The sequence below is a fragment of the Pseudomonas sp. BBP2017 genome (assembly GCF_003024385.1).
In the GTDB taxonomy this organism is placed as follows: Bacteria; Pseudomonadota; Gammaproteobacteria; order Pseudomonadales; family Pseudomonadaceae; genus Aquipseudomonas.
Genome location: NZ_PVZN01000005.1, coordinates 175,803 through 192,889 on the forward strand (window position 1 = coordinate 175,803; position 17,087 = coordinate 192,889).

At 60.3% G+C, this 17,087-nt stretch carries 14 protein-coding genes; 4 read left to right on the plus strand and 10 right to left on the minus strand.

The window, feature by feature from the left end:
- Positions 1 to 8 precede the first annotated feature (8 nt).
- From C6382_RS09460 to C6382_RS09470, 3 genes are read left to right on the plus strand one after another with little or no spacing between them, the layout of a single operon-like run.
- Positions 9 to 1,184, plus strand: a complete 1,176-nt coding sequence (locus C6382_RS09460; RefSeq protein WP_107024236.1) for an FAD-binding oxidoreductase — start codon at positions 9 to 11, stop codon at positions 1,182 to 1,184.
- The gene (locus C6382_RS09465) at positions 1,181 to 1,990 is read left to right on the plus strand and encodes an aldo/keto reductase (protein ID WP_107024237.1); all 810 of its coding nucleotides are present in this window, start codon (positions 1,181 to 1,183) and stop codon (positions 1,988 to 1,990) included. Before C6382_RS09460 ends, C6382_RS09465 begins: the two co-directional genes overlap by 4 nt.
- A 47-nt stretch (positions 1,991 to 2,037) precedes the next feature.
- Positions 2,038 to 3,000, plus strand: coding sequence for a metal ABC transporter ATPase (locus C6382_RS09470; RefSeq protein ID WP_107024238.1), 963 nt, complete (start codon positions 2,038 to 2,040; stop codon positions 2,998 to 3,000).
- 65 nt (positions 3,001 to 3,065) lie between these two features.
- Here C6382_RS09470 and hldE read toward each other — a convergent pair whose 3' ends face one another.
- Positions 3,066 to 4,487: a bifunctional D-glycero-beta-D-manno-heptose-7-phosphate kinase/D-glycero-beta-D-manno-heptose 1-phosphate adenylyltransferase HldE gene (gene hldE / locus C6382_RS09475; protein ID WP_107024239.1), complete on the minus strand. Its 1,422-nt coding sequence runs from the start codon at positions 4,485 to 4,487 to the stop codon at positions 3,066 to 3,068.
- A gap of 131 nt (positions 4,488 to 4,618) precedes the next feature.
- Complete coding sequence (msbA, locus tag C6382_RS09480) at positions 4,619 to 6,433, minus strand: lipid A export permease/ATP-binding protein MsbA (protein ID WP_107024240.1); 1,815 nt, start codon at positions 6,431 to 6,433, stop codon at positions 4,619 to 4,621.
- A gap of 221 nt (positions 6,434 to 6,654) precedes the next feature.
- Here msbA and C6382_RS09485 point away from each other — a divergent pair, with 221 nt between their 5' ends.
- Positions 6,655 to 7,257: a toluene tolerance protein gene (locus C6382_RS09485; protein WP_107024241.1), complete on the plus strand. Its 603-nt coding sequence runs from the start codon at positions 6,655 to 6,657 to the stop codon at positions 7,255 to 7,257.
- 144 nt (positions 7,258 to 7,401) lie between these two features.
- On the opposite strand, the gene C6382_RS09490 is transcribed toward C6382_RS09485, so the two are convergent.
- The 8 genes from C6382_RS09490 to putP all read right to left on the minus strand — a co-directional run bounded on the left by C6382_RS09490 (position 7,402) and on the right by putP (position 17,041).
- A complete protein-coding gene (locus tag C6382_RS09490; RefSeq protein ID WP_107024242.1) occupies positions 7,402 to 8,175 on the minus strand; it encodes a glycosyltransferase family 2 protein in 774 nt (257 codons plus the stop codon).
- A gap of 66 nt (positions 8,176 to 8,241) precedes the next feature.
- Positions 8,242 to 9,198 carry a glycosyltransferase gene (locus C6382_RS09495; protein WP_038615277.1) on the minus strand — a complete coding sequence of 319 codons (957 nt, stop codon included), beginning with the start codon at positions 9,196 to 9,198 and terminating at the stop codon, positions 8,242 to 8,244.
- Between the two features lie 48 nt (positions 9,199 to 9,246).
- On the minus strand, positions 9,247 to 10,647 hold the full coding sequence (locus tag C6382_RS09500; RefSeq protein ID WP_107024243.1) for a PIG-L deacetylase family protein: 1,401 nt from the start codon (positions 10,645 to 10,647) through the stop codon (positions 9,247 to 9,249).
- Entirely contained in the window at positions 10,644 to 11,540 is an 897-nt protein-coding gene (locus C6382_RS09505) for an antimicrobial resistance protein Mig-14 (protein ID WP_107024244.1), read from the minus strand. Before C6382_RS09505 ends, C6382_RS09500 begins: the two co-directional genes overlap by 4 nt.
- Positions 11,540 to 12,670: a glycosyltransferase gene (locus tag C6382_RS09510; RefSeq protein WP_107024245.1), complete on the minus strand. Its 1,131-nt coding sequence runs from the start codon at positions 12,668 to 12,670 to the stop codon at positions 11,540 to 11,542. The genes C6382_RS09505 and C6382_RS09510 overlap by 1 nt, the downstream gene beginning before the upstream one ends.
- Complete coding sequence (locus C6382_RS09515; protein ID WP_107024246.1) at positions 12,654 to 14,411, minus strand: carbamoyltransferase; 1,758 nt, start codon at positions 14,409 to 14,411, stop codon at positions 12,654 to 12,656. Before C6382_RS09515 ends, C6382_RS09510 begins: the two co-directional genes overlap by 17 nt.
- 112 nt (positions 14,412 to 14,523) lie before the next feature.
- Positions 14,524 to 15,360, minus strand: coding sequence for a 23S rRNA (adenine(2030)-N(6))-methyltransferase RlmJ (locus C6382_RS09520; RefSeq protein WP_107024247.1), 837 nt, complete (start codon positions 15,358 to 15,360; stop codon positions 14,524 to 14,526).
- Positions 15,361 to 15,556: 196 nt separating this feature from the next.
- Positions 15,557 to 17,041, minus strand: coding sequence for a sodium/proline symporter PutP (gene putP, locus C6382_RS09525; protein ID WP_107024248.1), 1,485 nt, complete (start codon positions 17,039 to 17,041; stop codon positions 15,557 to 15,559).
- Positions 17,042 to 17,087 lie beyond the last annotated feature (46 nt).

Here is a 17,087-nt window from a genome sequence, read left to right on the forward strand (position 1 = left end):
GTGCATGCATGCCATCCGTAATTTCCACCGACGTACTGATCGTCGGCGCAGGGGTCGCAGGCCTCTGGCTCAATGCCCGTCTGCGCCGCCTGGGTTACTCGACGGTCGTGGTGGAACGCGCCAGCCTCGGTGGCGAGCAGACCCTCAAATCGCAGGGGATCATTCATGGCGGCGCCAAGTATGCCCTGCATGGCACGCTGACCGGTGCCTCCGAAGCCATTGCCGACATGCCTCGGCGCTGGAGCGAGGCTCTGGCCGGTAAAGGCGAACTGGACCTTTCCGGCGTGCGCCTGTTGTCCGACGCCCATTACCTGTGGTCCCCCGGCACAATCGCCGGCAATCTGACCAGTTTCTTCGCCAGCAAGGCGGTGCGTGGCCGTGTCGATCAGGTCAAGGGCGATCAACTGCCACCTGCCCTGCAGGATCGCGCATTCAAAGGTAAGGTCTATCGCCTGGCAGAACTGGTCATTGACGTGCCAAGCCTGCTGAACAAGCTCGCCGAACTGGCCGGTGACAGCCTGCTGGCTGGCGAGCAGATCGAACCCCTGCAAGCAGAGGGTGAACTGGCCGGGCTGCGTGTCGATGGCCGCGAGATCCGCGCCCAGCGCATCGTACTCAGCGCCGGGGCCGGCAATGCCGCCCTGCTTGAAGCCATCGGCCTGAGTCAGCCTGCGATGCAGCGCCGCCCACTGCACATGGTCATGGCCAAGGGCGCCAGCCTCAAACCCCTGTATGCCCACTGCCTGGGCGGCGGCCCCAAGCCACGCATCACCGTCACCAGCCACCCGGCCGCCGATGGTCAATGGGTCTGGTACCTGGGTGGCGACCTGGCCGAGGCCGACGGCGTTGCCCGCGAGCCTGAAGCCCAGATTGCCGCGGCGAAAAAGGAAGTCAGCAACCTGCTGCCATGGATCGACCTCAGTCAGGTGCGCTGGGCTACCGTGCGCATCGATCGCGCCGAGCCTGCCCAGTCCGGCCTGGTGCGCCCGGACAACGCCTTCCTCGCCGAGCAGCAGCGCCTGCTGGTCGGCTGGCCGACCAAACTGGCCCTGGCCCCGGACTTCAGTGATCGGGTCCTGGCCAGCCTTGAGCGTGACGGGATCAAGCCGCAAGCTCACACAGCCCTGCCCGAACTGCCACGGCCGCCGATGGCCCTGCCGGTCTGGGAGCAACTGCTGCCATGAGCCTGGCGACTCTCCACGATCTGCACCGCCCCTTGGGCAGCACAGGTCTGCGCGTCTCGCCGCTGGGCCTGGGTACGGTCAAACTGGGGCGCGACCAAGGCGTCAAATACCCCAACGGCTTCACCATCCCCGACGACGACCAGGCCCGCCTGCTGCTGGCCCAGGCCCGTGACCTGGGCATCAACCTGATCGACACCGCTCCGGCCTATGGCCGCAGTGAAGAGCGCCTTGGACCGCTGCTGCGTGGCCAACGCGATCACTGGGTGATCGTCAGCAAGGTCGGTGAAGAGTTCGACAACGGCCAATCGCACTTCGACTTCAGCGCCGCGCACACGCGCTTTTCCATCGAACGCAGCCTCAAGCGCCTGGAAACCGAACACATCGACCTGGTGCTGGTGCACTCCGATGGCAATGACCTGCACATCCTTGAGCATGAGGAGGTCTATCAGACCCTCGAAGCGCTGAAACAGGAAGGCAAGATCGGCGGCTTCGGCTTGTCCGGCAAGACCGTGGCGGGGGGCTTGAAAGCATTGGTACGCGGCGATTGTGCCATGATCACCTACAATCTGAACGAACAGGCAGAGCGCCCGGTGCTCGACTATGCCGCCGAGCATGGCAAAGCCATCCTGGTGAAAAAGGCCCTGGCCAGCGGACATGTCTGCCTGAGCCCGGGAGTGGACCCGGTGCGTGCCAGCTTCGAACTGTTGTTTGGCCGCCCAGGTGTGAGCAGCGCCATTGTCGGCACCATCAACCCTGTACACCTGGCCCACAACGTGGCTACTGTTGCCGCCGTATTGAATCGCTGACGCCCACGCCGCCGTCGCGGCCGCCCCCAACGCAAGAAGGAGTCGACATGCCGCGAACGCTGATACGCAAGAACCCGAGCAACTTCAAGACCCTGCCCCTGCACGTCGAAGCCAGCCCCGAAGGATTGTGCTATCAGAGCATCGGCATGCCGCTGAACTTTGCCCAGACCCAGCAACGGCGCAAGCAGATTCACCTGGCCGACAGCCAACGCTTCGCCGTAGAGCTAGCCAATCTGGGCGTCTCGGTGCGCCTGACGCTGCACTGGCAGAACCGCGATTACTGGGTGCTGGTCCGCCAGCGCCGCCAGGACCGTGGGGATGTGGTACTGAAACTGATCTCCGGCTATGTACCGGCCCAGGAACTGAACCTGCCCCTGCATACCGCCATTCAGGAAGTTGCTGAAGAGTGTCTATTGGAAACGCCGGAAGGCTGGCTTGGGGGGCGTTTCAGCGACACCTGGCTACCGGCGCCCTATGCCGATGCCCTGCATTACCGTGAAGCGCTGCCGTTCGTCCTGACACCGCAATCCGGCGCAGCGCGGCCTGTGCGCTGCGCCAACCTGCAGCTGCTGGAACGACCGCGAGCCTATGTGCACCTACCGACAGCGTCGCTGCAACTGATCTATGACCTGCGCCTGCAGGTCCCGCGCGAAGCCAAATCGTTGAGCCTGTTTCATGTCGATGAACGGCTTGAAGGAAACCAACTGGTGACCCGCCTCAACCGCACCCGCCCCGACCTGTACCTGATGCCTCTGGAGGATGGCCGCCCTCGCGCCGAGCTGTACACGTTGAAGAAAGACCGCCTGGTGCCAGCGAGCACTCGCGGTCTCTATCTGGCCGAAAGTTTTGCACGCCAAGAGGGCTGGCTGGTCAGGGATGAGCGGATTCGCTGGAAGGATTGGGTTAGTCAGCAGGGGCTGGCGGTGCCGAAACCGGACAGTGGCTTACGACGGCTTACCGGCAAAGCCCGGGAATTGTTGCAAATGGCGCGGGGAGGGCTGGGTAAGTAACCCATCGCGGGGCAAGCCCGCTCCCACAGGCGCTGTGGGAGCGGGCTTGCCCCGCGATGCTGTTATCAGTTTTTGCGAATCTTCTCGACAATGGCGGTGGTCGAGCTGTTCTCAACCAGCCCCAACACCTTCACCGTACCGCCATACGCCTTGACGATATCGGCGCCGACCACCTGGTCGATACCGTAGTCCCCGCCCTTGACCAGCACATCCGGCTTGACCTGGCTGAGCAGGTTTTCCGGCGTGCCTTCAGGAAAGCTGATGACCCAATCCACTGCACCCAGGCCAGCGAGCACTGCCATGCGTCGATCAACGCTGTTGATCGGACGGCCCGGCCCTTTCAGCCGGCTCACAGAAGCATCGTCGTTTACCGCAACGATCAGACGATCACCTTGGGCCCGCGCTTGCTCCAGGTATGTCACGTGACCTGCATGAAGGATATCGAAGCAACCATTGGTGAAGACAATCTTCTCGTTGTGCGCACGGGCATCATCGATGGCCAGCAGCAACTGGTCGAGGCTCAGCACCCCACGCTCAGAACCTTCTTCGCGCTGAATCGCGCGGCGCAATTCCGGCGCACTGATAGCCGCAGTACCGAGCTTGCCAACAACGATGCTGGCGGCCAGGTTGGCCAGGCCCACGGCATGGGGCAGTTCTTCGCCTGCAGCAATGGCCGCGGCCAGGGTCGAAATCACCGTATCACCAGCACCGGTGACGTCGAAGACTTCGCGAGCACGGGCCGGCAAGTGCAGGGCCGGATGATCGGGACGCAACAGGGTCATGCCATGCTCACCACGCGTCACCAACAAGGCCCCCAGCTCCAGTTCGCTCATCAGCTGAGCACCCTTGGCCACCAGCTCCGCTTCATCAGCGCAGCGCCCGACGATGGTCTCGAACTCACTGAGGTTCGGGGTGATCAGGCTGGCACCGCGGTAGACCGAAAAGTCCTTGCCCTTCGGGTCGGCCAGCACCGGAATCCCTTTGGCCCGTGCAGCCTGGATCAGACTCTGATGGTTCTTCAGGGCGCCTTTGCCGTAGTCCGACAGCACCAATACCTTGACCCCGTCGAGCAGGGTGTCGACTTCAGCCCCCAGCGACAGTGGATCGGTGGCGAAGGGTTGTTCGAAATCGATACGCAGCAGTTGCTGGTGACGGCTCATGACCCGCAGCTTGACGATGGTCGGCTGGTGCGCAATACGCTGGAAAATCGAGCGCACGCCTGCGGCCTTCAGGCTGTTGGTCAGGCTCTCGGCGGCTTCGTCCTGGCCGGTAACCCCGATCAGTGAAGCCGGAGCGCCCAAGGCGGCGATGTTCAAGGCCACGTTGGCCGCACCACCAGGACGGTCCTCGATCTGTTCGACCTTGACCACCGGTACCGGTGCTTCAGGCGAAATCCGTGAGGTACCACCATGCCAGTAGCGGTCGAGCATGACATCGCCCACCACCAGTACCGGGGCTTGATCGAAACGCGGCATGGACAACTTCATGGGCAACCCATATATACAAAATTAACAGGGGCAGGATATTAGCACAGGCTAGACGAAGGCTTGATTGCCACCTTACCAACAAGCTGATGCAGGAAGACGGCCGGAGCCCAGGACAGGCCCCGGCGTGAGGCTCAGGTGATATCGGCCTTGGCCGGTTCGTCCAGGCCCATGGCATGCAGCCTGGCATAGTAGCCGTTGGCAGCCAGCAGCTCGGCATGCGTGCCGCGCTCGACCAGCTTGCCCTGATCCATGACCAGGATCATGTCGGCCTTTTCAATGGTCGACAGACGGTGAGCGATAACCAGCGTGGTACGGCCCTTCATCACATGATCGAGCGCTGCCTGGATATGCCGCTCGGACTCGGTATCCAGGGCCGAGGTGGCCTCATCGAGGATCAGCAGTGGCGCGTTCTTGAGCAGGGCCCGGGCTATTGCCAGACGCTGACGCTGACCACCGGAGAGCAGCACACCGTTCTCACCGACCTGAGTGTCAAAGCCCTTGGGCAGTTGATCGACAAACTCCTTGGCATAGGCATCGGCGGCAGCCGCTTCGATATCAGCACGCGGCGCGCCAGCCAGATCGCCGTAGGCAATGTTATTGGCCACGGTATCGTTGAACAGGGTGACATGCTGGGTCACCTGGGATACATGGCGGCGCAGATTGCGCAAACGATAGTCCTCGATCTCCACGCCATCAAGGAGGATCTGCCCCTGGTCATGGTGATAGAACCGCGGAATCAGCGAGGCCAGGGTCGACTTGCCACTCCCTGAACGCCCCACCAGTGCGATCATCTGCCCCGGTTCAGCGGTGAAGGAAATATCAGACAACACCTGACGATCAGTGCCGGGGTAGGTAAAGCTCAGGTTGCGCACTTCAAGGCGCCCCTCTACCCGCTCCAGCTCCACAGTACCGGTATCGACTTCCGGCTTTTCATCCAGCTGTTCGAAAATGCTTTCAGCACCGGCCAGGCCTTTCTGGATCGTCGAACTGACTTCCGACAGCTGCCGAATCGGCTTGGGCAGCAGGCCTGCAGCAGTGATGTAGGCAACCAGGTCACCCGCGGTGGCGTCCCCACGCAGGAACAGCACCAGGAACATCAGCGCAGCCATGGCGGAATAGATCACCAACTGCAGCATCGGGGTGTACACAGCCCCGGTCTTGGTCATGCGCAGCTGCTTGTCGGTGTTGCTTTGGCTGGCATTGGCGAAGCGTTGCTGCTCGTAGTTTTCACCACCGAAGCTGCGCACTACACGGTAGCCTTGAATGGTCTCAGAAGCGACATGAGTGACATCGCCCATCGCCACCTGGATCTTCTTGCTCTGTTTGCGGAATTTCTTGCTGGCGGTACCGACCATCATGGCAATGACTGGCAGGATTGCCAGCATTACCAGGGTCAGCTTCCAGTTCATCCACAACAAGTAGGCGAACAGGAACACCACCGTCAGACCTTCACGGATCACCACCTTGATAGCATCGGTGGCGGCGCCGGTAACCATGGTCACGTTGAAGGTGATACGCGAAATCAGGTGGCCGGAGTTGTGGTTGTCGAAGTAACGGTTGGGCAGCACCAGCAACTTGTTGAACAACTCCACCCGCAGGTCATGGACCAGCCCCAGCGAGACCTTGGCCAGGAAGTAGTTACCCAGGAACGAGCCAAGCCCCTGCCAGGCGGCGATCAGCACGATCAGCAACGGCACGGCTTGCAGTAGCTGCAGGTCTTGCAGGTACGGGACGTTGGGGAACAACACTGCCTGGGGATTGCTCAGACCATCGACGAAGTACTTGAGAATCCCGGCCAGCATGGGCTGGGTTGAGGCAAAGATGATGAAACCGAGGATACTCAGCATGAAAATGCCGATATACGGTTTCACATAGCTCAGTAGCCGGAAGTAGATTTTCAGGCTGGAGCTGCTCTGCTGCTCCGCCTTTAGCGGTGTTTCGGCCATCGTAGAGCTCGCTGTTCAGATTTAACCGGAAATTTTATCACAGCCCAGCCAAGCGGCATGCACTCGGGCCATCTACAGAGTAAAGCTTCACCAATTCCAGGTTCATACCCTGCATACGTCCTGTGCATTCGCATCGTCTTACAACACCGGCATGGTACATCTGCAAAATTTTCGGCATTATTACCGGTCCTTTTGCTCGCCCGTAGGCAAGGCCACTATTCATGCAATCATCCCGGCTACACCAGGTCGACCTCAACCAACTCATCCTTGGCGCCCAGGTGCTGGAGGCTGATAGTTTCGGCGCCAAAGTGTACCTGCTTAGTGACGGCAACATTCTTAAACTCTTCAGGCGCAAGCGCTTGATTTCATCTGCCTTGCTGCGGCCTTACTCCCAGCGTTTCATCGACAACGCAACGCAGTTGGAGAAAAAGGGAATTCCCACGCTGAAGGTTTTGAAATACTACAAGCTGGATGCCCCGGGAATGACAGCCGTGCTATACCAGCCACTGCCGGGAGAAACCCTCAGCCAACTGTCTCGCAAGGCGGGTTTCAGCTGGCAAGAACGTTTACCGGAGCTCGTGGCGTTGGTGCGCAAGCTGCACAAGTCGGGCATTTACTTTCGCTCCCTGCACCTTGGCAACATTGTCGTGACACCAGAGCAGGAAATGGGCCTGATTGATGTTGCCGATATGCGTTTCATGCGTGCACCGCTGTCCAACCGCATGGTCCGGCGCAACGTGCAGCATTTCGCCCGTTACATCGCCCGCGAGCGCCTCGAGAGTCAATTCCCTCTCGCCGAACTGGAACGTGCACTGCTGAGCTGAACACCTGAGGGCTTGTCGGGCAAGTTACCGGGTAGTTGGTGGGGCACCGAGGCGCAGGGTGCGCCGCCCGCTCACATGATGTTGATGATGTTCAAGGGGGATCGCCCCCTTGTTTCGCTCCGGATCACGGGCAAACAGCACAGGTCAATGTGCAAAAAAACCCACGCCTATACCCAGAATCACGCCAACCACCAATACCACCATCAATTTGACGCGATCACGCTTGCGGCGCCGTGCTTTACGCCGACGCTCACCGGGCAGACTTACATGCGCACCGAACCCCGTGTGCAGTATCGCGTCATTCTCGAGACTGACCGCGGTGAGATTCAACTCGGTGTAGCGTTTTGACAGCGCCTTCTCACCAGAATAGGCAGAAAATGGCGCGCAAAGCTGATAGTCGCTCAGCCGGCGCAAGCCTGGGTTCAACGAAAAACTCTGCCACTCAGGCTTGTCCGAAAGCAACGGGTAACACGGCACACCGGCAATGACCTGACGCTCGCCCAGATGGATGTAAGGGCTGTGCACTTTCAAGTCATGGGCATAGCTGCGCAACCAGACCTGAAGCAAATGCGGGCTGACCTCGAGAATGCTCTTCGAGTCCTCGACGAAACCTGGGCGGTAGAACTCCCAGTCATCCTCGCAATGAAAGATGTAGGGGGTTTTTACGTGACTGTAGGCAAGGTCGATAGACGGCAACTGCCCCAGTTTAGGCCGATTGACGAACACCTTGCAGTGCGGCTTCCAGTGTTCCGGAATTGCCTGATGGACAGCGTCATCGCCCGAGTCCTCGGTGATGAACACTTCGCGAATCGGTGCAGTATTGAAACGATCGAAACTCTCGAGTGTAAGCTTGAGCAAGTCGAAACGCCCGCAACTGGTAACCACCAGGGTTACATCACTGTCATCACTGAATCGCACTGGATTCCCTCCCCATCTTCTGTATTCGGTTGTTCGAGACCACACCCCACATAAGGGGCAACCGGCTCATATGCCCAGTCTCAAACGCAAGCGCTGCCAACCGGTCAGGGCTGGACGGGAACGCAGAGGTGGCTGCATTTTTTCAACGATGCTTCGGCCCACTTGAGCGAAGCTGAACTGCGAAACAGCAAGGTCACGACCGTTACTGCCAATGCGCTCGACCAATGCCGGGTCGGCGCGTAACACTTTGAGCTTTTCCTGCAACTGGGCAATGCTGTTATACAAAACCACGTTGTGCATGTCTTCAAGACCCAGGGCGCGATTCTCCGCCTCCCCTTGATCAAAAGCCAGCAGCACACAGCCACAGGCCATTGCCTCGAAATTCTTGATCATGTATTCGCCCATACCGACATCGGCACTGACGAAGAAACGAATGCGGTTGAGCGTGTCACAGTACTCTTCACCGGACTTGGTCCGGGTGACCAGCAGATTCTCGACCTGAGCGAGCTCATCGAGTAACGCCTTGCGCCCGCTGTAGGCGACACTGTTGGTACTGCCGACAAAGGCCAGTTCGATATCCCGTTCGCGCCCCTGGTCGGCCAGCAACTGCTGGTCGTAGCCTTTGGGCACGAACTCGGCGTCGAAGCCCTCCTGGCGCAAGCGCTCACTGACCATATAGCCTGAGCTGATCACCCGCGCCCAAGGCAACTGACGGTAGTGGGCACTGAACTTGCCGGTGTACTTGCACGGGATGTAGTTCTGATAGGCGTCGTGCTCAAGGATGACCAGGTTGGGCACCGTACGAATGAAACCGACCTGACGAATCTCTTGCTTGAAACGCAGAAAAAACACAATCCGATCATACTTTTCGACGTCGACTTCACGACGGAAATAACTACGCAGGTTGCGCTGATCTGCGCTGCTGAGCCAGCGCAGATCGCATTCGCAATGGGCGGCGACACCGTCATAGAGACGATCCAGGATTGCCCGTTGTTCCTTCTGCACCAGAAATAGAACTTTCATTGTCTTCCTTGCGGTCTTTATTCGGCCGCTAACAGTCACGGGCCAGGATCAGAGATCACGACGCCAGAACAATTCATGTCGGCGCACGGCCTTGCGGAAAAATTCGTTCTCGCCATAAGGCGAAGCGCGTCGCCCCGCCAGCCAGCGCTGGAGCAAACGGCGAATGCGACGCTTGAACGGTGCCGGCGGCTGCAGGTCATGCATCATGCCCAGCGCCATGGCCTTGTCGCGCTGAGTCGCCAGATCCAGGGGCAGACTGTAGGGAGCCCAAACCTGCCCGCCTTCCAACTGCGGCGGCAAAGCAACCCCGGCACCGCTATCGCCCATGGGCCAGCGATCATTGTCATGCAGGTGGTTGGCATACCCCAGCACGGTTTCAGGCTGCCACTCCACCCCCTGCAGAGCTTCGAGCACAGCAGCCTGGGCACAGATATGGTCGGGATGCGGATCAAGGGTCGGATGCGGCATCACCAGCACCTGCGGGCGGGCCTTGAGCAACAACTCGCGCAAGTCGGCCAACAGGTTGTTCCAGGTTGGCGCACCATCCTGGTCACCCGGCAAGGTTATCGCGTTGAACTGCCTGAACAGGCGGGTATCGTCAAGCTCCGCCTCACGCGAGGCGATTGCTTGTTCCGGTGCCGCCTGCATGGCTGGCAGCTGCAGGCAGAAATAACCTAACTGCACACAGTTCGACTCGGGAACACCTGCCCAGCGCGGTACGGCAATACTGTCCCAAGCGCGCAGCCGGCCCTTCAAGCGGGCGGACTCAACCCTGGCCATGCCCATGCGCTGGTAGTGCTCAGCCTCGATCTCGCCAGCGGTCAGGGTCACGACCCAAGCTTCTTGCGCCTGACTGTAGAGGCCGAAAGCAGCCAACTCGGCATCATCGGCATGTGGCGCGATAACCATGACGCGCTTGCGACGCAGATCGCTGCCCGCGACAACCCACAACTGCCCCTCGCCAGATAGACGGCAATAGCGCCCACACAAGCGCAGCCGCCCGGCAGCGAGTGACTCGCCAAGCCCGGTCAGGTTCAGGTAACGCAAGCCCGCGACACCGCGCTCGAAGGCCTGGCAATCTTCACCGTTCAACACCACTGCAGGGTCCAGGAAGCGACCCAACCAGCCGCTTTTCAGGCGCAGCGCCAGGACCAGGGTTTCATCACCTGCAAGCTGCAAAGGCGACTGAAGCCGCACAACACCGTCGACCAGCTTGACCGGATGCGCCAGGCAATCCTGTGGGAACTGATACTGGTAGTCTTCGGCAGGCGAATAAAACAGGTGATCGGCAAACCAGGCTTCATGGGCGACCCACAGCAGTGGCAGCAGCAATAGCGGCAACCACCACTGGACGAAAACACCCAGACTCAGCAACACCACCAAGCCAGCCAGCAACCCCAGCCGCTTGTTGCGCCGGTGCTGTTTGAGCAACTGCTGCTTGCGGCTCACACCTGAAACACCGGCACGGAGTTACACCAACGATCCTTGTACTCGCGATCAGCACGACCAAAGGAGAAACGTAGCGGCTTGTTGCGCGCCCGGGCATCCTCCCAGGCGGCCTGGGTATTGAGGAAACTCAATACGCTTCCAGGACTGAAGGCCTTGGTTTGCGGGTCAACGCCACCGTTGATGTACTCGACGCTGATCCACTCTGGCGCTTCGACCCGGTAGACCAGCTGGATGGCGATGGGCGCATCATCAAGAAACAGCACCGAACCGATCAGCAACTCACGCAGACGCTCTATAACCTCAGCCATACGCTCGGCGCCAGTGGCCGGGAATTCCCAGCGGCGCTGAAACAGATCGCAGTAGATCGCTGCCAGTTCATTGCTGGTAAAAGCAGAAACCGGACGTACCTGGCCACCCGCCTCTTCCAGCAGGCGCAGCTCACGACGCTGGTTATAGCGAAATTTCTTCGACAGGTCTTCAGGCGTACGTGCCATCGCCAGTGATTCAGTCTGCAGCTTGAGGTTGGCGAAACGTCCCTGATTGAGCTCCGACAGATAACGCCCGGCGTGACGCAGCGGCGCCTGGGCATCGGCAGCCGCAGGCAGGATCAGCTCGGCATTGCCCAGGTCATACAAACCCTTCTTGCCCTGACGCTTGAGCACGTCCTTGGACAACGCCAGATAACGGCCCCAGGTCGGAATCGCGGCCTTGAGCTCCCCCTTGTGCTCCCAGCCCAGGTAGCGCACCGGAATCTGCGCCAGCTGCGCCAGTTGCTCGACCACCAGCGGGTGGGTGGCGACGCTACCGCCAAAACGCTGCCAGGCCTGGGCGTAGGCAGGCGCATCGATCACGTGCCAGCCGCGCTCGCGCCAGCCTTGAATATGATTGAGCATCAAGCCTCCGCCGTCAGCACGCGCACAGCTGGCAACTGCCAGAAGGTATCGCGCACAGCGCTATCGGAAAAACGCTCACGCAGGCGCGCAAGCATGCGCCCGGCACACTCCTGGCGTTGCCCTTCATCCAGCACGGCCAGATGCTGCAAGCCTTGAGCCAGACGCTCGGCATCGGCCAATGGGAACAGGATGCCGACACCCTCAACTACTTCCAAGGCACCGCCGCAGGCGGTGGCGAGCACCGGCACCCCGGCGACCATGGCTTCAAGCAGGACCATGCCGAACGGCTCGTGATCAGAGCTCAGGGCAAACGCATCAAACGCCTTGAAGTAGCGGCGCGCATTGGGCACCTGGCCGAGAAAGTCCACCTGCCCGGTAATACCCAACTCGGCGGCCAGTGTTTTCAGCGCCTGCGCCAACCGCCCCTCACCCAAAATAGCCAGGCGAGCACCAGCCGGCAGGCTCGGCAGCGCGCGGGCAAAGCCACGCAACAAGGTGGCCTGATCCTTGTCCGGATGCAGGCGACCGACATTACCGACAATCCAGGCCTGCGGATCCAGCCCCAGAGCTTGCCGAGCATCGGCTGCAGGCACCAACGCCGCCTGCAGCGCCTCGATATCGATGCGATTGTAGAGGGTCTGGATACGCTCAGCCGGCCACTTGGGCAAGCATTTGCGCATGTCATCTCGCACCGCGTCGGAAACGCCGAGCAAACTCAAGCGCTGACGAAACAGGTTGGCAAACAGCTGACGACTGCCACGCAGATAGTCACCAAAGGCATGGTGCACACCAATCACCGGCAGGCGGCTACCGAGCAAGGCGATATAGATCGGCTTGAAACGGTGCGCAATACAGAAGCTGAAATTGCGCGCGGCGACGATCCGCCGCAACGCGCGGATCGCCCCCAGCTTCAGGCCACGGATGGACTTGGAGCTGAATTCCAGGAAGATCACTTCATCAGAGGCGCAGCCGGCGGCTACCTGAGGGTCGGCAGCGCCGGTAAGGAACACCGTGGTGACCTTGTAGCCGCTGCCGCTGAACAGGCTGGCGTACTGCCGCGCACAGTCCAGGAACGGACCGTCATAACCGTGGCAGAACTGCAGGACGCGTTTTTCAGCCTTGGACGTCATAACTGTTCGCGCCGTCCTTGACTACCAGGATGTCTTCCATGATCAGGTACTGCAGGTCCGAGCCGAAGAACATGTTCAGGGCGTCGGTCGGCGAGCAGATCATTGGCTCGCCACGACGGTTGAGCGAGGTGTTGAGCGACACGCCGTTACCGGTCAGGTCTTCCAGCGCCTTCATCATGTCGTAATAGCGCGGGTTGTACTCGCGCTTGAGCACTTGGGCCCGCGAGGTGCCGTCTTCATGGACGACTTCCGGCACGCGGGTCTTCCACTCTTCCGCCACTTCGAAGGTGAAGGTCATGAACGGCGCCGGGTGATCGATCTTGATCATCTGCGGGGCGACGGTATCGAGCATCGACGGGCAGAAAGGCCTCCAGCGTTCGCGGAACTTGATCTGGTGGTTGATGCGATCGGCGACGCCGGCAACGCTCGGGCAACCAATGATCGAGCGACCACCGAGCGCGCGCGGACCGAACTCCATGCGCCCCTGGAACCAGGCCACCGGGTTGCCATCGACCATGATCTTGGCGATCTGCTCTGGCATGTTTTCGAGCTTGCGCCATTTCGGCTGGCTCGGGTGACGGGCACAGGCGGCAATCACGTCCTCGTTGGAGTACGCAGGGCCGAGATAGACATGCTCCATCTTCTCGACCGGCACACCACGGGCGTGAGAGACGTATGCTGCGGCACCGACCGCGGTACCGGCGTCGCCGGAGGCCGGCTGGACGAACAGCTCCTTGAGGTCAGGACGAGCAATGATCTTCTGGTTGAGCTTGACGTTCAGCGCGCAGCCACCGGCGAAGGCCAGCTTGCCGGTTTCCTTGAGGATGTCGCCCAGATAATGGTCGATCATCTGCAGGGCGAGCTTTTCGAACAGCGCCTGCATGCTCGCGGCGTAGTGGATGTACGGCTCGTCGGCAATGTCGCCTTCGCGCTTGGGGCCCAGCCACTCGATCAGTTTTGGCGAGAAGTAGAAACCCTTGCCCTTCTCTTTGTACCGGCGCAGGCCGATAACGTTGGCGTAGTCGGTGTTGATCACCAGCTCACCGTTCTCGAACGAGGCCAGGCGCGAGAAGTCGTACTTGCTGGCATCGCCATAAGGCGCCATGCCCATGACCTTGAACTCACCATCGAGCATTTCGAAGCCAAGGAACTCGGTGATCGCACCGTACAAGCCACCCAGGGAGTCCGGATCGAAGAATTCCTTGATCTTGTGGATGTTGCCGTTTTCGCCGTAGCCAAAGAAGGTGGTGGCGTACTCGCCCTTACCGTCGATGCCGAGGATCGCGGTCTTTTCCTTGAAACCGGAGCAGTGGTAGGCACTGGAGGCGTGGGCCAGGTGATGCTCGACCGGCTCGATCTTGACCTTTTTCGGGTCGAAGCCCAGCTGTTCCAGGCACCAGACGATCTTCTTGCGGTAGCGCTTGTAGCGACGGTTGCCCATCAGGATCGCGTCAAGGGCGCGATCCGGGGCGTACCAGTAACGCTTGGCGTAGTGCCAGCGGGCCTCGCCAAACAGGCTGATCGGGGCGAACGGAATGGCCACCACATCAACGTCGGACGGCTTGATCCCTGCCTGTTCCAGGCAGAACTTCGCCGATTCGTAGGGCATGCGGTTCTTTGCATGTTTATCGCGCACGAAGCGCTCTTCTTCAGCGGCGGCAATCAGCTTGCCGTCGATGTACAGGGCCGCGGAAGGATCATGGCTAAGGGCGCCGGACAGGCCAAGAATCGTCAATGCCAAGGGTCTAGCCTCTTCAATCTGTAAATATGCGCCCTGGCCCCGTGGGGCGAGCGGCAACGAAAGAGCGGGATTATAACGTAATCCGTGGGTGCTTGTAGGAGCGGCAAGAGGCTTACTCGGCGATCAGCCAATCCATGCGCCAGCTGCCCTGGGTCTGCGCCAGCACCTGGGACAACCAGGGCAGCAGTTCGCGCAGTTCTTCCTCCAGCCCCCATGGCGGATTGGCAATAGCCAGGCCGGAGCCATTAAGGCCCTGCGGACTGTCCTGGGGATGCACATACAGCTCGACCCGCAGCAGCTTCGGCGCACCCGTGCTGGTCAAGTCCTGATAGAAACGCACCAGTTGGCGCTGATCCTTGATCGGGTACCAGATCGCCGCAACGGTTTGGCGCATGCGACTGATAGCCTCTTTCAAGGCCACGGTGCAGCGCTTGAGCTCGTCGACCTGCTCGAACGGCGGATCGATCAGCATCACTGCGCGTTTTTCCTGCACCGGTAGCAGTGCCCGCGGCACGTGCCAGCCTTCACCCAGATGCACGGCAACGCGTGGATCCTTCTTCATGTTGTCTTTGAGCATGCGCCCGTCTTCGGGGTGCTTCTCGTTGAGCAACACGCGATCCTGCTGCCGCGCCAGGCGCCGGGCAAGCTCAGGCGAGCCTGGGTAGTAGCGCAGCTCACCGTCCGGGTTCATCTTGCGCAAGATGCGCAGGTAGTCGGCAGTCACTTCGGGCAGGTCATCACGTCCCCATAGCCGTCCGACACCTTCGATCCACTCGCCGGTACGCGTCGCCTGGTCACCCTGCAAGTCGTACAGACCAAGGCCGGCATGGGTATCGATATAGGCGAACGGCTGCTCCTTGCGCGACATCAGCGCAATAAGGCGGGTCAATACGAGGTGTTTGAAAACGTCGGCGTGGTTGCCGGCGTGAAAGGCGTGACGATAGTTCATGGCAACTCCTGCAAGACTGCGCAGTTTACCTTGTCGCGCCGAACTGTGGGAGCGGGCTTGCCCCGCGATTGCTGGATGTCAGTCACACCGCATCGCGGGGCAAGCCCGCTCCCACAGGCCGAGTTGCACCCAAAAACGGCAACGGCCCAACCTTCAAAGAAGACCGGGCCGTTGTCAGGCGAAGCTCGGCAGTCGATTAATGACCGGCTTTGAACGCCTCATCTGCAGCTTCGAAACGCGAAACCATCGCGGTCGACGGGCTGCCAGCCTTACTGACGAAGTAGATAGCCAGGGCACCGAAGAGGAAGCCCGGGATAATTTCGTACAAGCCCCAGATGGAGAAGTGCTTCCACACCACCACGGTGATAGCACCGACCAGAATGCCGGCCAGCGCGCCGTTACGGGTCATGCCTTTCCACAGTACCGAGATCAGTACAACCGGACCGAAGGCAGCACCGAAACCAGCCCAGGCGTAGCTGACCAGACCCAGAACACGGTTCTCGGGATTGGAAGCAATCAGGATGGCAACCACGGCAACCAGCAGCACCATGGCGCGACCGACCCAGACCAGCTCCACCTGCGAAGCACCCTTGCGCAGGAAGGTCTTGTAGAAGTCTTCAGTCAGAGCACTGGAGCACACCAGCAGCTGGCAGCTCAGGGTACTCATTACTGCAGCCAGGATGGCCGACAGCAGGACACCGGCAATCCATGGGTTGAAGAGGATCTTGGCCAGCTCAATGAACACACGCTCGTGGTTCTCGGTCACAGGACCGGCAAGGTCAGGATGCGCCGAGAAGTAGGCGATACCGAAGAAGCCAACGGCACAGGTACCGACCAGGCAGAGGATCATCCAGGTCATGGAGATACGGCGAGCCTTGGCGATCGACTTGACCGAATCGGCAGCCATGAAACGCGCCAGGATATGCGGCTGGCCGAAGTAGCCCAAGCCCCAGCCCATCAGCGAGATGATGCCGATGAAGGTGGTGCCTTTGAGCATGTCGAAGTTCGCCGCATCCTTGAGCTCGATAGCAGCGAAGGTGGTGTCAACGCCACCGGTGGCGATCAGCACGATCACCGGAGTCAGGATCAGGGCGAAGATCATCAGCGTGGCTTGGACGGTATCGGTCCAGCTCACAGCCAGGAAGCCACCCACGAAGGTGTAGGCGATAGTCGCCGCCGCACCAGCCCACAGGGCGGTTTCGTAGGACATGCCGAAGGTGCTTTCGAACAGACGAGCACCAGCAACGATGCCGGAGGCGCAATAGATGGTGAAGAACACCAGAATGACCACAGCGGAAATGATCCGCAACAGCCCGCTCTTGTCTTCAAAGCGGCTGGAGAAGTAGTCCGGCAGGGTCAAGGCATCGCCGTTGTGCTCAGTCTGCACGCGCAGACGACCGGCAACGAACAGCCAGTTCAAGTAGGCACCGATGATCAGGCCGATGGCGATCCAGCTTTCCGACAGACCCGACATATAGATGGCGCCCGGCAGGCCCATCAGCAGCCAGCCACTCATGTCCGAGGCACCGGCCGACAGTGCGGTCACGACGCTACCGAGGCTGCGGCCACCGAGAATGTAGTCAGAAAGGTTGTTGGTGGAGCGATAGGCCATGAAGCCGATCAGCACCATTGCCGCGATGTAGATCACGAACGTGATCAAGGTTGGATTGCTTACACTCATTGTTGCGCCCTGGCGTTTGTTTTTATGTAGCGACAGCCTCAGAGGA

Bases quoted from the DNA above. Each gene is read 5' to 3' on its own strand.
- C6382_RS09460 (WP_107024236.1), top strand. From the start codon at position 9: ATGCCATCCGTAATTTCCACCGACGTACTGATCGTCGGCGCAGGGGTC.
- C6382_RS09465 (WP_107024237.1), top strand. From the start codon at position 1,181: ATGAGCCTGGCGACTCTCCACGATCTGCACCGCCCCTTGGGCAGCACA.
- C6382_RS09470 (WP_107024238.1), top strand. From the start codon at position 2,038: ATGCCGCGAACGCTGATACGCAAGAACCCGAGCAACTTCAAGACCCTG.
- hldE (WP_107024239.1), bottom strand. From the start codon at position 4,487: ATGAAGTTGTCCATGCCGCGTTTCGATCAAGCCCCGGTACTGGTGGTG.
- msbA (WP_107024240.1), bottom strand. From the start codon at position 6,433: ATGGCCGAAACACCGCTAAAGGCGGAGCAGCAGAGCAGCTCCAGCCTG.
- C6382_RS09485 (WP_107024241.1), top strand. From the start codon at position 6,655: ATGCAATCATCCCGGCTACACCAGGTCGACCTCAACCAACTCATCCTT.
- C6382_RS09495 (WP_038615277.1), bottom strand. From the start codon at position 9,198: ATGAAAGTTCTATTTCTGGTGCAGAAGGAACAACGGGCAATCCTGGAT.
- C6382_RS09505 (WP_107024244.1), bottom strand. From the start codon at position 11,540: ATGCTCAATCATATTCAAGGCTGGCGCGAGCGCGGCTGGCACGTGATC.
- C6382_RS09510 (WP_107024245.1), bottom strand. From the start codon at position 12,670: ATGACGTCCAAGGCTGAAAAACGCGTCCTGCAGTTCTGCCACGGTTAT.
- C6382_RS09520 (WP_107024247.1), bottom strand. From the start codon at position 15,360: ATGAACTATCGTCACGCCTTTCACGCCGGCAACCACGCCGACGTTTTC.
- putP (WP_107024248.1), bottom strand. From the start codon at position 17,041: ATGAGTGTAAGCAATCCAACCTTGATCACGTTCGTGATCTACATCGCG.